At 56.4% G+C, this 13,950-nt stretch carries 15 protein-coding genes; 8 read left to right on the top strand and 7 right to left on the bottom strand.

The window, feature by feature from the left end:
• Positions 1-231 precede the first annotated feature (231 nt).
• Positions 232-594 (top strand): nuclear transport factor 2 family protein, encoded by a 363-nt coding sequence (locus DHN12_RS01925; protein ID WP_058277912.1) that lies wholly within the window; start codon positions 232-234, stop codon positions 592-594.
• A gap of 4 nt (positions 595-598) precedes the next feature.
• Here DHN12_RS01925 and DHN12_RS01930 read toward each other — a convergent pair whose 3' ends face one another.
• Positions 599-2,002 (bottom strand): PLP-dependent aminotransferase family protein, encoded by a 1,404-nt coding sequence (locus DHN12_RS01930; protein WP_108858649.1) that lies wholly within the window; start codon positions 2,000-2,002, stop codon positions 599-601.
• Positions 2,003-2,101: 99 nt separating this feature from the next.
• On the opposite strand from DHN12_RS01930, the gene DHN12_RS01935 reads away from it, so the two are divergent.
• Positions 2,102-2,329 (top strand): DUF1127 domain-containing protein, encoded by a 228-nt coding sequence (locus tag DHN12_RS01935; protein WP_108858650.1) that lies wholly within the window; start codon positions 2,102-2,104, stop codon positions 2,327-2,329.
• A 58-nt stretch (positions 2,330-2,387) separates the two neighbouring features.
• Here the strand turns inward: DHN12_RS01935 and DHN12_RS01940 are convergent, their stop codons facing one another.
• The gene (locus DHN12_RS01940; RefSeq protein WP_108858651.1) at positions 2,388-2,831 is read right to left on the bottom strand and encodes a PaaI family thioesterase; all 444 of its coding nucleotides are present in this window, start codon (positions 2,829-2,831) and stop codon (positions 2,388-2,390) included.
• Between the two features lie 58 nt (positions 2,832-2,889).
• Between DHN12_RS01940 and DHN12_RS01945 the strand changes: the two genes are divergently transcribed.
• From DHN12_RS01945 to gluQRS, 4 genes are all read left to right on the top strand, one after another.
• Positions 2,890-3,675: an enoyl-CoA hydratase gene (locus DHN12_RS01945; RefSeq protein ID WP_108858652.1), complete on the top strand. Its 786-nt coding sequence runs from the start codon at positions 2,890-2,892 to the stop codon at positions 3,673-3,675.
• 264 nt (positions 3,676-3,939) lie between these two features.
• Positions 3,940-5,280: a methylenetetrahydrofolate--tRNA-(uracil(54)-C(5))-methyltransferase (FADH(2)-oxidizing) TrmFO gene (gene trmFO, locus DHN12_RS01950; RefSeq protein ID WP_108858653.1), complete on the top strand. Its 1,341-nt coding sequence runs from the start codon at positions 3,940-3,942 to the stop codon at positions 5,278-5,280.
• Positions 5,281-5,317: 37 nt separating this feature from the next.
• Complete coding sequence (locus DHN12_RS01955; protein ID WP_108858654.1) at positions 5,318-5,932, top strand: class I SAM-dependent methyltransferase; 615 nt, start codon at positions 5,318-5,320, stop codon at positions 5,930-5,932.
• On the top strand, positions 5,929-6,834 hold the full coding sequence (gene gluQRS / locus DHN12_RS01960; protein WP_108858655.1) for a tRNA glutamyl-Q(34) synthetase GluQRS: 906 nt from the start codon (positions 5,929-5,931) through the stop codon (positions 6,832-6,834). Before DHN12_RS01955 ends, gluQRS begins: the two co-directional genes overlap by 4 nt.
• On the opposite strand, the gene hisI is transcribed toward gluQRS, so the two are convergent.
• A complete protein-coding gene (gene hisI / locus DHN12_RS01965) occupies positions 6,831-7,220 on the bottom strand; it encodes a phosphoribosyl-AMP cyclohydrolase (protein WP_108858656.1) in 390 nt (129 codons plus the stop codon). The genes gluQRS and hisI overlap by 4 nt on opposite strands.
• Positions 7,221-7,268: 48 nt before the next feature.
• On the opposite strand from hisI, the gene DHN12_RS01970 reads away from it, so the two are divergent.
• Positions 7,269-7,721, top strand: a complete 453-nt coding sequence (locus tag DHN12_RS01970; protein WP_108858657.1) for an iron-sulfur cluster assembly scaffold protein — start codon at positions 7,269-7,271, stop codon at positions 7,719-7,721.
• Between the two features lie 59 nt (positions 7,722-7,780).
• The gene (locus tag DHN12_RS01975; RefSeq protein ID WP_108858658.1) at positions 7,781-8,419 is read left to right on the top strand and encodes a MarC family protein; all 639 of its coding nucleotides are present in this window, start codon (positions 7,781-7,783) and stop codon (positions 8,417-8,419) included.
• Positions 8,420-8,605: 186 nt separating this feature from the next.
• On the opposite strand, the gene DHN12_RS25045 is transcribed toward DHN12_RS01975, so the two are convergent.
• The 4 genes from DHN12_RS25045 to ctrA form a co-directional block, all read right to left on the bottom strand.
• Positions 8,606-8,728 (bottom strand): hypothetical protein, encoded by a 123-nt coding sequence (locus DHN12_RS25045; protein WP_255414864.1) that lies wholly within the window; start codon positions 8,726-8,728, stop codon positions 8,606-8,608.
• A gap of 111 nt (positions 8,729-8,839) precedes the next feature.
• A complete protein-coding gene (recG, locus tag DHN12_RS01980; protein WP_108859077.1) occupies positions 8,840-10,930 on the bottom strand; it encodes an ATP-dependent DNA helicase RecG in 2,091 nt (696 codons plus the stop codon).
• Positions 10,927-13,053 (bottom strand): NAD-dependent DNA ligase LigA, encoded by a 2,127-nt coding sequence (gene ligA / locus DHN12_RS01985; RefSeq protein WP_108858659.1) that lies wholly within the window; start codon positions 13,051-13,053, stop codon positions 10,927-10,929. Before ligA ends, recG begins: the two co-directional genes overlap by 4 nt.
• Before the next feature lie 124 nt (positions 13,054-13,177).
• Positions 13,178-13,894, bottom strand: coding sequence for a response regulator transcription factor CtrA (gene ctrA, locus DHN12_RS01990; protein ID WP_108858660.1), 717 nt, complete (start codon positions 13,892-13,894; stop codon positions 13,178-13,180).
• Positions 13,895-13,950: the final 56 nt, after the last annotated feature.

Raw genomic sequence — 13,950 nt, forward strand, 5'->3', positions numbered from 1 at the left:
CCTGTTTGATGTGAAAGACCGCCCACATACGGAGCGGCCCGAATTCGATGTTGCGTATTTAGATGTACCCTTGTGGCGCGTCAAGAACGTGAAATCAAAAATAATCTAGCAATTACAACATATTACGAAATAGGTATTATTTTACCCCATGAAATCGCCATCAATTTCCGCAAATATCCCCGACCAGATATACTGTCGTAGACCAGCGATCAAAAAAGGAGTGGCCAGAGAATGGATTGGCAGCAAACCATCGCCGATTACGGGGCGGCCTGGCAACAGGCGGACCAAGGTCAACGCCTTGACCTATTAACCAAGTGTTTCGCCACGGATGGCGTCTATGTAGACCCGACGGCAGAAGTGAACGGACGGTCAAACCTGTGCGATCATATCGGGGAAGTCCTCCAAAGCTCTGGCGGTCGGGTTGAGCTGACCAGCAACCCCAATAATCATCACGATGTCGTCCACTTTACTTGGCATATGGTTGACCCCGACGGCACCGTAATGGTGACCGGCCACGATTTCGTTCGATTGGATGAACAAGGCAAGATTTCACATCTGGCCGGGTTCTTTGGTGACCCCGCCCCATTGAGCTAGGGGCCTAGACGCTGATCTGTTCCGGCGGATTATCTAAAAGTGCACGCAGGCGCTGCATTGCGGCCTCGAACCGCTCCAACGACACGTGCCCATTCATCGCAATGCGTACGGCGTTGGGGGCACGCCCGTCCCGCAGCGCGAACTCGTCGGCAGACCGTAACTGAATGCCTTCGCGTTCAGCAGCACGGCTGAATGCGGCGGCACGCCAACCCGACGGTAGGTTCAGCCAGACAAACGGCACGTCCGGCGCCCAGTTCAGATCAAAGCCGCCAAGCGCATTGACCGTCACCCGGACATAATCGCCCATCCGGGCACGGACGTCCCTGGCGATCTGCCGTGTCCGTGGATCAGACAGCAACAGCCGGGTCAGTTCTGCAAGCGGTTGTGCCAAACCGAAATAGCCGTATTCGGCTGAGCGCCGAAGATCGACGCTGCGTTCGCGCGGGGCGATGGCGAACCCGACCCGCAGGGCTGGCGTCAGGATCTTTGAGATCGACGAAACATGCCAACCCCGTTCAGGTGCCAAAGCGCGATAGCTGGGCTCGCGTGCGTCCCCCATTCGATAGCAATCGTCTTCAATGATCTGCAAATCATGGCGGCGGGCGACTTCCACAACCTCTTTTCGACGTTCCAGCGGCGTATGTGTACCGGTTGGGTTTTGCACCTCGGGCGAGACGCAAACTGCTTGCGCCTGGGTCTGGCGCAAAATGTGATCCATAGCCTGAGGGTCAACGCCCCACTTGTCCATCTTCACGCCGACAACCTCGGCTCGCATCAACTCACCTGCCCGACGGAAACCGGCATATGACAGATCTTCAACCAGAACGACCGGCTTGGGGCCGCGCAGGATCGTCTGAAACACAAGGCAAAGACCATTTTGCCCACCATGCGTCAGAACCACATCATCATGGGTCACTGCGCCAAGCGGCAGATCTGAGAGCCATTCAACGACCGCCTGCCGCATGGGTTGGTACGCATCGCGCGTCGGGTAATTCATCAGCAAACGCGGATCGGCTTGGGACACTTTCTTAAGACATTCCCTGATCAATGCCACCTGCCCCACGTCCGGTAATCTGGGGCTGAACAGGCTGACATCGGCGTTGTACTTGTCGTCGCGCAGGTGAAGTTGTCTTGCCCACACATCGTCCAGCAAAGGTGATTTTGGAGGGGCGACAAATGTACCACGTCCAACCTCGGCTTGTAGCAAACCTTCTTCCGTCAGAATCGTATATGCCCGGGCAACCGTGCCGGGCGTTATTTGTAACCGATACGCAAGCTCCCGGACTGGAGGCAGTTTAGACCCTATCTCCAGCGCTTTGTTCTCAATCGCTTTTCGTATTGTGTCGGCGACCAGTGTGTACTTGGGACCTTTGGATTTTGGTAACGCCTCTGGCCAAATTGTATCCATTACAATTCTTCCTTTGCTTTTGACACAATCCCGAATGTATCACACACATGTACCGAACATTAGTACTTTGTGTCAATACAATTTGAAGGGATACCCAAGATGACACGCCATATGCACAACCCCGCCCTCATGCTGCTGAACGATAGCCCTCGGCTGCCGATGATCGCCGCGCTGGCCGTGCGGTTTGCGGCGACTGTCACACAGTGGGAACGACAGCGCCGCAGCAGAGTTAACCTGTCAAAGCTGGATGATCGCATGCTTAAAGATGTCGGCCTGACCCGCCCCGCGGCCGACCGCGAGATCAAACGCTATTTCTGGCAGTATTAATTATCCCCAGTCCCTATCGGGACCTCTTCCTAGGCCGGGTTTCATACCCGGCCCTTTTTTACCCAAATGCCGCAGCTGCAGACCCCGCCGGTGGCAATGAATAGGTCATCGTAGCCCGCGCCACGGGTTTGTCTGAGCCTTCCGAGAACATCAGAACATCGCCTACCGCAAGCGTCTTGCCCAGTTTTAGCAAGCTGCAGCGCGCGATCATATCGTTGGCCCCATCGGGTTTGCGCATGAAATCCATCGAACACCCCGTCGTCACCGCCAGCGACTGACGTCCTTTCAATGCAAGGATCATTGCATAGACGCTGACATCGGCCAGACCGAACATCGACGGGCCTGAAACTGTCCCCCCTGGCCGCAGATGCCTGTCCCCGACCTTCAGCCGCATGGTGATTGAGTTTTCATCCAGGCTGTCGATGACAAAGTCCTTCTCGACCTGTGGAAAAACCTCGACCAGATAATCTGACAGTTGTTCGCGGTTCAAAACCAACGACATACTTCCCCTCCTCGAATTGCCACCCTAGAGTTGGCCCGACATCAGATCGGAGAGCAAGATGGGAATTCTGGAACGTAACGACATGAACGGCGTTGCCCGGTTGAAAATGAACGCGCCAGAGCGCCTGAATGCCCTGAGCGAAGAGATGCTGGCAGCACTTCAGGCTGAATTCGACGCCTTAAGCAACGACTCGAGTATTCGCGCCGTGATCCTGTCCGGCGAAGGCAAGGCGTTTTGCGCAGGTCACGATCTGAAACAGATGACTGCGGGACGTCAGAGCGAGGATGGGGGAAAAGCCTACTTCCAGGACTTGTTCGCGCAGTGCGCCAAAATGATGCTGTCGATTCAATCCCTGCCGCAACCCGTGATCGCGCAAGTCCACGGCATCGCCACGGCCGCCGGCTGCCAAATGGTGGCCACTTGTGATCTTGCGATTGCAGCCGAAGGCACGCGCTTTGGTGTAAACGGGGTCAATATCGGTTTGTTTTGCTCGACCCCTATGGTGGCCCTCAGCCGGAATATCCCCCGGAAACAGGCTTTTGAAATGTTGACAACTGGCGCGTTTATCTCGGCGGAGCGCGCGACAGAGCTAGGCCTGATCAATCGCGCCGTACCGGAAATGTTGTTGGAACATGAAACGACGGCACTGGCCGAACAACTGGCCGACAAGCTTGGATCAGCGGTCAAAGTAGGCAAACAGGCCTATTACAAGCAATTGGATATGCCGATCGAACAGGCCTACGCCTATACCGGAGAGGTAATGGCGCAGAATATGATGCATCGGGATACCGAAGAAGGAATATCTGCATTTATCGAAAAAAGACCGCCAAATTGGGAACAATAACGAGATTATTTTAAGTAATTTTCGCGACTGTTCGCAATTTAGTCCTTTTCAAAAGGGCCACACTGTGGCAAAGCTGAGACATGGCTTAGGCCCAAATACGCTTTTGGGTCGCTGTAGGCGGAAGGTCCCTCCAAGCTGGTTTCTCTCACCGGCGCTGACATTCCCGCTGCGGCGACCCCAAGTACCCTCCTTAAATTACTGGCTAATCAACGCGAAATCTGGCGTGTGTTGCGTTGCGCGATGCTGTGCCCTATGTGGCACCTCATGACACAGAAATTGCATATAGTTGGCGGCGGCATGGCAGGGTCCGAGGCGGCCTGGCAAGCAGCGGAAATGGGCGTGGATGTTGTAATCCACGAAATGCGGCCCAAAGTGGGCACTTTTGCGCACCAGACCGGCAATCTGGCCGAGATGGTGTGCTCGAACTCCTTCCGCTCGGATGACGACGAACAGAATGCCGTCGGTCTGTTGCATTGGGAAATGCGCGAAGCCAACGGCATCATCATGGGCACCGCCGATACGCATCGCCTGCCCGCTGGTGGCGCATTGGCCGTGGATCGTGATCCGTTTGCCGAAGCAGTAACCGCCAAGCTGCAAGCCCATCCACGGGTCGAGGTGACGGGCGAAGAAGTCACCGCCCTGCCCGACGACGGCCAATGGATCATTGCGACGGGTCCGTTGACGTCCTCGTCGCTGGGCGAGTCGATCAGGGCTCAGACAGGTGCTGAAGCTCTGGCGTTCTTCGACGCCATCGCGCCCATTGTCTATGCCGACAGCATCGACATGAGCCAGGCGTGGATGCAGTCACGTTATGACAAGGGCGAAACCGAAGAGGAGCGGACGGCCTATCTGAACTGTCCAATGGACCGCGATCAGTACGAGGCTTTCATTGACGCCCTGCTATCCGCTGACAAAACCGAATTTCACGAAGGTGAAACTGCCGGGTATTTTGACGGCTGCCTACCCATCGAGGTTATGGCGGAACGGGGCCGCGAAACGCTGCGCCACGGACCGATGAAGCCGGTCGGTCTGACCAATCCGCATCAGCCTGACGTCAAACCTCATGCCGTTGTTCAACTGCGCCGAGACAACGCGCTGGGTACGTTGTTCAACATCGTCGGTTTTCAGACCAAAATGAAATATGGTGCACAAACTGACGTATTCCGCATGATCCCCGGACTTGAGAATGCCAGTTTCGCGCGCTTGGGCGGAATTCACCGCAACACGTTCATCAACTCTCCGACATTGCTGGACGGGCAGATGCGGCTGAAATCAAAGCCGAATATTCGGTTTGCCGGCCAGATCACCGGCGTCGAAGGATATGTGGAAAGCGCTGCAATGGGCTTGTTGGCTGGGCGGCTGGCTGCTGCCGAGATCCTGGGGCGTTCCCTGCCAGAGATCCCGCAGGACAGCGCCATGGGCGCGTTGATACACCACATCACCGGCGGGGCCGAGGCGAAAACCTTTCAACCCATGAACGTCAACTTTGGTCTGTTTCGCCCGGTTGATGGCATCAAAGGGGGTCGCCGGGGCCGTAAGGACCGGTACAAGGCCTACACCGACCGGGCCAAGACGGAATGGACAGACTGGCTGGCACATTGCTGACTGGACGCATTGCGTCCACCCGGCCTAATATACGGGTATGAGCGACAAATACCTCAAAGACGCCTACGGGCTTGATACGCCCGAGGCGACCCGTACGCATTATCAGAAATGGGCCTCGTCATACGACGCCGAAGTTGGGTCACATGGCTACGCCACGCCTGGCCGCGTGGCCGAGGCGCTTTGGTCCCAGATGCCCGAACCGCAGACGCCTGTTCTGGATTACGGTTGTGGCACGGGTCTGTCCGGCAAAGCCCTTCACGATACGGGATTTCAGGTAATCGATGGTGTGGATCCCACGCCAAAGATGCTTGAAGGGGCAGCCGCCAAGGAGGTTTACAGAAACCTCACGACGTTTGAGATCACCGATCCGGAACCGCTGGAGCAAGATGCCTATAAGGCAATCACAGCGATTGGCGTGATCGGAACCGGCGCCGCACCGCCAGAGACATTCGACCTGTTGATGAAGGCGCTACCCAAAGGTGGCTTACTGGCCTTTTCCTTCAACGATCACACACTTGACGACCCGTCCTTCACCACCCGTTTGAACGATTGGCTGGACATGGGCGCTGCGCGGTTGTTGTTTCGGGAATACGGGCCGCATCTTCCCGGGATGGACCTTAAATCTGACGTATATGTTGTTGAGAAGACGTGACATTCATTACCAGATTTGCCCCATCTCCTACAGGGCCGCTTCATCTTGGCCATGCCTATTCTGCACTTCTTGCCAGTGATATGGCCGCCGCTGAGGGCGGTCAATTTTTATTGCGGATCGAAGACATCGACCGCTCCCGCTGCCGGGCAAATTGGGAAGAGCAGATTTATGACGATCTGACCTGGCTTGGATTGACCTGGCCAGAACCCGTGATGCGGCAATCGTCTCGTGTGTCGACTTATGAAGACGCGCTGAAAACGTTGTGGTCGCAAGGTCTGTTGTACCCGTGCACCTGCAACCGTCGGGACATTGCCGCCGCCGCCGGAGCGCCGCAGGAAGGAGTACCTCTGCACGGGCCGGATGGGATCATTTATCCGGGCACGTGCAGGGATGTTTCAGATCGAACGGGGCCGATTCCACAAGATATGCCCCTTCGACTGGATATTGAAACTGCTGCACGTGTAGTTCCAGATTTGTTTAGGACTGCCGCTCAACCGTATGCAAAATCGGCAGTTTTCGAAGAAACAGGCGCAAGACCGGAAGGGGAAACGGGCCCCGTCACTTTCACTGCTGATGAGTTACGGGACACAATCGGAGACGTGGTATTGTCCCGGCGTGATATGGGAACCTCCTACCATTTATCCGTGGTTCTGGATGACGCGGCGCAAGGAGTAACTCATGTCGTGCGCGGTCAGGACCTGTTCGAGGCGACGCGCATCCACGTCTTGCTGCAAGCCCTACTTGGCTTGCCAACACCCGTCTATCACCATCACAAACTGATCCGAGATGATGCAGGAAAACGCTTGGCAAAACGCGACGATGCGCGAGCAATTTTCAAGTATCGCGCCGACGGGATTTCCGCAGAACAGGTTCGGGCCATAGTTGGGCTGAGATCGCCCTAGTCCATTGGACCCATCAGTTCGACTTCGCCGCCATCTCGCACAGCGGTGTAAAAGCAAGTGCGTCGGTTGGTGTGGCAGGCCGCGCCGGTCTGTCTCACCAAGACCAGCAGGCAGTCGCGATCACAATCGACGCGGAAATCGATCAGTTCCTGAACATGCCCCGAGGTTTCGCCCTTGATCCAGAACGACTGGCGTGACCGCGACCAATACGTCACGCGGCGCGTTTCAAGAGTTTTTTCAACCGCTTCTGCGTTCATCCACGCCATCATCAGGACCTCGCCAGAGGCTTCATCCTGTGCGATCGCCGGGATCAGACCGGCGTCGTTAAACTTCAGGCTCGACGGATCGAAAGTGACGGTCTCGGACATTGTAAAAACCTTTTGCATCCCGGTGGATGGCCACTATGTATGGGGAACACGCAACGAGGGAAAGCCATGTCTGGCGAAAACGACCTGATAAAGCTGTATTCCGGGCGCATTCTGGCCCTGGCTGCGGACATTCCGCATCTGGAACGACTGGAAAACCCTGATGCGACCGTCAAGAAACGCTCGCCATTGTGCGGGTCGACCGTGACCGTGGACGTCAAGGTTGAGGACGGTCACGTATCCGACTTTGGTCAGGACGTTAAGGCCTGCGCCCTGGGTCAGGCCTCGGCCTCGGTCGTTGGATCCGCTGTAATCGGAACCACGCGCGCGCAAATTGAAACCGCGCGGGATCAGCTGTCGGCTATGCTGAAGAAAGACGGCCCTGCTCCGGACGCGCCGTTTGACGGGCTGGAAGTTCTCATGCCTGCGCGTGATTACAAGAACCGGCACGCTTCGATTCTGCTGGCGTTGGATGCCACTGCTGAAGCTATGGAACAAGCCGAACAGGCCAACTGCGCCTGAAGATGGTAATTCAATTCAAACCCATCTAACCTCCGCCATAGTTTTGGGGAGAATTTCGCTTGAATAGTTTGCTGGAACATTTTGTTACCCTGTGGGTCGTCATTGATCCGATTGGAACAATTCCCGTTTTTATCGCCGTTACAGCCGGGCTTGGGGCTGCGGCCCGGCGCAAAACAGCCCTGTTGGCGGCGTTCATAAGTGCCGGGGTTTTACTGTTCTTCCTTGTCTTTGGACAACTGCTGATCGAGGCGCTGGATATCGGGTTGAACTCGTTCCAAGTGGCCGGAGGGATCATCCTGTTCCTGTTCGCCCTGACGATGATCTTTGGCGATAGCAAACAAGAGGTTGAACAACGCGCAGCAGAAGACGATCAGGAAGACAAATTCCACAAGCCCAACCCCGCGATCTTTCCATTGGCGGTGCCCTCACTGGCGTCGCCGGGTGCAATGCTAGCCGTGGTTATCCTGACTGACAACAATCGGTTCAGCGTGGCGGATCAAGGCATCACGGCACTGGTTATGTTGTCTGTCGTGGCCATCGCCTTTGTTTTGATGCTGCTGGCCGAGCCGATCATTCGACTGATTGGCCATTCCGGTGCCGCCATTATCAGCCGCATCATGGGGATGATCCTGGCATCGGTTGCAGTGAATTCCGTGCTGTCGGCGATGCTCGAAATCTTCAAAACCGGACAGTTGTAAAAAAAACCGCCGCTCCTTCCGGGCGGAAAGGGCGGCGGTAGGCAATGCGTGTCTCGCGTGGGATCCGTATTTCCGCGCAGGGCCGAGGCATGGCCCTTTCAAGGGAATTGGGACAGGCAGGTCACCCTTGACAGAAATGGGGACGACGGCGCGGAGTTTTCGGCACGAGATCGCAGGCAGAAAGGGTCAGAACGCTCCGGGAAGGTGAAGGGCAACCACCAGCATCACCACCAACGACACCGCACCTGCCGCATCCTGCAATAGCGTGGAATGCGAACGGCTTATGGCGGTCTTGATCTGGGTCAGCATGGTCTCACCTCCGGTCTGGTTTTAATCCTTTGTTGACCTTTTGTTCTCATATTTTACCGAGTCGGTAAAGAACTTTTAGAGAACATTTGTAAACTTTGTGGAACAAAGTTGCTAACCCACTGAAATTAAACGGATTGCCTGATCCTGTTTCATGAGCCAAAGTAGAACACGCACCGCCTGCCCACGGTCCGTGGCCAGAGTCGGGTCTTTGCTAAGCAAATTGCGTGCGTCCGTCTGTGCTACAGCCATCAATCCGGCCTGGCGTTCCAGGTCCGCAATCCGGAATTTCGGCAACCCGGATTGGGCTGTACCGATCAGGTCACCTGCGCCGCGCATCTGCAGGTCAGTCTCTGATATCCGGAACCCGTCTTCGGTCTCACGCAGTACTTCCAGCCGTTTGCGCCCACCTTCACTAAGGGGCGGTTGATACATCAGCAAGCAGGTCGAGTCCGCTTCACCCCGACCAACGCGGCCGCGCAGCTGGTGTAGTTGAGCCAACCCGAAAATCTCAGCCCGTTCGATCACCATGATCGAGGCGTTCGGAACATTCACGCCAACCTCGATTACAGTCGTGGCAACAAGTACTTTTGTTCGGCCCTCTTGAAACGCGGCCATTGCGGCATCCTTGTCGGACGCGGGCATCTGGCCATGAACCAGGCCGACAATACCTTCGCCCAGTATGGCACGCAGCCGTTTGAACCGCTCTTCCGCTGCCGTTAGGTCCGAGACTTCGGATTCATCGACCAGCGGACAGACCCAATAGCACTGACGTCCTTCATCGATAGCCCGACGCAAATGCGCCACGACGTCATCCATACGCTCGGTGCTGATAATCGCCGTTTTGATTGGTTTCCGCCCCGGTGGTTTTTCATCCAGAACAGAGACGTCCATGTCCCCATATTGCGCCAAGGCCAGGCTGCGCGGGATCGGTGTCGCGGTCATCACAAGAACATCCGCGCCCTGCCCTTTTTCGGACAGCTCCATCCTTTGGCGGACCCCAAACCGGTGCTGTTCGTCCACAATGGCAAGTCGCAGGGCGTGGAACTCCACATCGCTTTGAAACACCGCGTGGGTGCCGACAAGGATGTGAATATCGCCCTGTTTCAGGGCGGCCAGCTTTGCACGCCGTTCGGCGCCCTTGTCCCGCCCAGTCAGGATTTCCAGAACGACTCCGGCCTCTTCGGCAAGCGGGCGCAGGCCTTCCAAATGCTGCCTGGCCAGAATCTCGGTCGGCGCCATCATGACACCCTGTCCACCAGCCTCGACCGCGACCAGAAGTGCCATGAAGGCGACCAAAGTTTTCCCTGCGCCCACATCGCCTTGCAGCAATCGGTTCATCCGTGCGTCCGAGCCCATGTCGGCGATTATTTCCTTGATCGCCTGCGTCTGAGCCCCGGTGGGTTTGTAAGGCAGATTAGCAAGAACTTTAGCTTGCAGAGCACCAGTGCCGACGCTCACGATGCCCCGGGCCTTCCGCTCGCGTTGTCGCGCCAGAGCCAGTGTCACCTGATGCGCAAACAGTTCGTCGTAGGCAAGGCGTTCCCGGGCTGGCGCGTGCGCGGCCACATCATCCGCCCCTTGTGGGTTGTGCGCCGCGGACACAGCCGTGGCCCAATCCGGCCAGCCCTGTTTTGACGCTTGCGCAGGGTCAATCCACTCAGCCAGCTGTGGCGCGCGGGTCAATGCGCTACGTACCGCCTTGTACGCCGTTTTTTGGGTGATGCCCTGCGTCAGGTGATAAACCGGCTCGAATTCTGGTATGTCATCCGCGCTTTCCACGGGCAGCATGTGATCTGGATGAACCATCTGCGCCATGCCGTCGAAAAGTTCGAGCTTGCCAGAGATCACACGACGGCTGTCTTGCGGTAGAACTTTTTTCAAATAGTCGCCACGCGCGTGGAAAAAGACCAACTGAAACTCGGTCTGCGTGTCTTCGACGTGAATGCGGTATGCCCCGCCCTTGCTTCGCGACGGCCTGTGGGTGCCGACCGTGACCTCTACTGTCAATGTCGTTGGCAGATCAGCCCCCTGGATTGTATCGCGCCGCCTGCGGTCCACGACAGCATAGGGCAAGCCGAACAGCACATCACGCGGCGACTCGATCCCTGCCTGCACCATTGTCTGCGCAGTTTTGGGGCCAACGCCTTCCAGCGTCTCCAGCCCCGCGAACAGGGGAAACAGGATTTCAGGGCGACCGCTCATGCGGTGCCGATCAGGTGCAGCCATTCATCTTCGTCCAGCGTCTCTATCCCAAGCTCTGCTGCCTTCTTGGCTTTTGACCCAGCACCAGGGCCTGCCACCAGCAAATCAGTCTTCTTGCTGACCGACCCAGAGACCTTGGCCCCCAGCGCTTCGGCGCGGGCTTTGGCCTCGGCGCGGGTCATCTTTTCAAGTGACCCTGTAAAGACAACCGTCTTGCCAGCCACCGGACTGCCCGATGTGTCGGGTCGTTTGGTGTCCTGCACGTCCAATTGCGTGACCAAAGCGTCGATGCTGGCGCGTTCTGCGTCCTGAGCAAACGCAGAAACCAACGCGCGCGCCATGACATCACCTACGCCATCTATGCCCAAAAGCTCGTCCCACTCAGGTCCTTCGAAACCAGCGGCTGCGGTGACGGCGCGCTCAAATTCTGTCCAAGCGCCATAGTGGTTCGCGATCAGATTCGACGCCGCCTCTCCGACATGTCGAATGCCCAAAGCAAAAAGAAGGCGTCCGAATTGGATTTGGCGTTTTTCATCAATTGCAGCCCAAAGGTTCCCGGCACTTTGCGCGCCCCAACCCTTACGGTTGGCGAGCTTGTTGAGATTGGCCGCATCTCTGGTCTGCAGCGTGAAGATGTCCACCGGGGTTTTGATTGGCAAGTCCGGGTCATCATAGAACATTTCAATCTGCTTGGCGCCCAACCCTTCGATATCGAACGCTTTCCGAGATACGAAATGTTTCAGTTTTTCAACGGCCTGCGCCGGGCAAATAATCCCACCGGTGCAGCGTCTAACGGCATCGCCTTCTTCCCGAACCGCATCACTGCCGCATTCTGGACAGGTTGTGGAAAAATCATAAGGTTGCGCGCCATCTGGACGTTTCGAAACATCGACATCCGCCACTTTTGGGATCACGTCGCCCGCGCGATAAACCTGCACCCAGTCGCCGACCCTAATATCTTTCCCATCCCGGATCGCGCCGCCCTTTGCGTCGCGACCAGCGACATAGTCCTCGTTATGCAGCGTGGCATTGGACACTACGACGCCACCAACAGTTACCGGGTGCAGCCGGGCAACCGGGCTGAGCGCACCCGTGCGGCCGACCTGAATGTCGATAGCCTCCAGCCTTGTCCATGCCAGTTCAGCGGGAAACTTATGCGCGATGGCCCATCTGGGAGTCGTGGATCTGAACCCCAACCGGGCCTGCAGCGCCAAGTCGTTCACCTTGTAGACAACGCCATCGATGTCATAGCCAAGCGTTGCGCGTTGCGCTTCGATGCTACGGTAGTGCTTGATCATCTGATCTGTCGTTTCGCACAATGCTGTCAGTGGGTTGGTTGAGAAACCGAATTCCGCCAACCGTTCGATGGCACCCATTTGTGTATCGGCCAAGGGGGCTGACAACTCACCCCAGGCATAAGCGAAAAACCGCAGCGGACGGGAGCGTGTTATTTTCGAGTCAAGCTGTCTCAACGACCCCGCGGCAGCGTTTCGTGGATTTGAAAATACCTTTTCGCCCAGTTCTGTCTGTCGCGCGTTCAGCTTGTCGAAGTCTTCATGCGACATGTAAACTTCACCGCGTACTTCCAGAACATCCGGAGCGTTTTGGACGCTGTGCGGAATGTCCGAGATCGTCCGCGCGTTCGAAGTCACGTTTTCACCAATCTCGCCGTCGCCTCGGGTTGCCGCCTGCACGAGCTTCCCCTGTTCATATCTTAGCGATAGGGACAGACCGTCAATCTTGGGTTCAGCAGTAAAATCCAGCTCGGCCGTGTCGCTCAATCCCAGATATTTGCGGATTGACCTGTCAAAATCCGAAACGTCCTCATCGTTGAACGCATTGCCCAGGGACATCATTCTGACAGCGTGTACGAGTTTTGAAAATCCCTCCGCCGGTCTTGCGCCCACTTGATCTGTGGGGCTGTCGGGCCGTTTCAACTTGGGGAAACGCGCTTCGATGTCCGCGTTTCGCCTCTTTAGCGCATCGTAGTCGGCGTCCGAGATCTCTGGGGCGTCCTCGGCGTGATACAGCGTGTTGGCCCGCGCAATCAATTCCGAAAGTCGCGCCAGCTCGGCACGTGCTTGATCTTCCGTCAGCTCTGTTACCGCAATTGAATCGCTCATGGCCTCGCCCTGTCACATAGTCTTTGAACCCAGTGATAGGGCGAGGCCATGGCTAGGTCCAGATGTGCTGTTCCATGAGTGAGGGGGTCGCCCTGAACCTACAGCGACTAGATTTCATTTTAAGTCAGGCTCCAACAGCGATCCGACGTTCGTCCAAGCTGTTGCTTTGGGGATCGCGCAACACGTAGCCCCTGCCCCAGACGGTTTCGATATAGTTTTCGCCGCCGGTCGCATTGCTGAGCTTTTTGCGCAGTTTGCAGATGAAAACGTCGATAATTTTCAACTCGGGCTCGTCCATACCGCCATAAAGATGGTTCAGGAACATCTCTTTGGTCAGCGTTGTGCCCTTCCGCAGGCTGAGCAGTTCGAGCATCTGGTATTCCTTGCCAGTCAGATGAACAGCCTTGCCTTCAACCTCAACGGTTTTGGCATCCAGATTCACCGCGACCCGACCTGTATGAATGATGGATTGGGAATGCCCCTTGGACCGACGAATGATTGCGTGGATGCGGGCAACCAGCTCCTCTCGGTGGAAGGGTTTGGTCATGTAATCGTCTGCGCCAAAACCAAAGCCCTTGATTTTGCTTTCGGTGTCATTAGCGCCCGATAGGATCAGGATGGGTGTTTCAACCCGCGCAATGCGCAGCTGCCGCAATACTTCGTGACCGTTCATGTCCGGCAGGTTCAGGTCCAGAAGGATCAAGTCATAGTCGTACAGTTTGGCAAGATCGATGCCTTCCTCGCCCAGATCCGTCGCATAGACGTTGAGGTTGGCGTGCGTCAGCATCAGCTCAATGCTTTTCGACGTGGTTGGATCATCCTCGACAAGAAGTATACGCATTTACTGCTCCAATTTGGGTCAATTTAACAATTCAAATTGAGACTGCTCAAAAATGG

It is taken from the genome of Ruegeria sp. Alg231-54, assembly GCF_900143525.1.
Classification (GTDB): Bacteria; Pseudomonadota; Alphaproteobacteria; order Rhodobacterales; family Rhodobacteraceae; genus Ruegeria.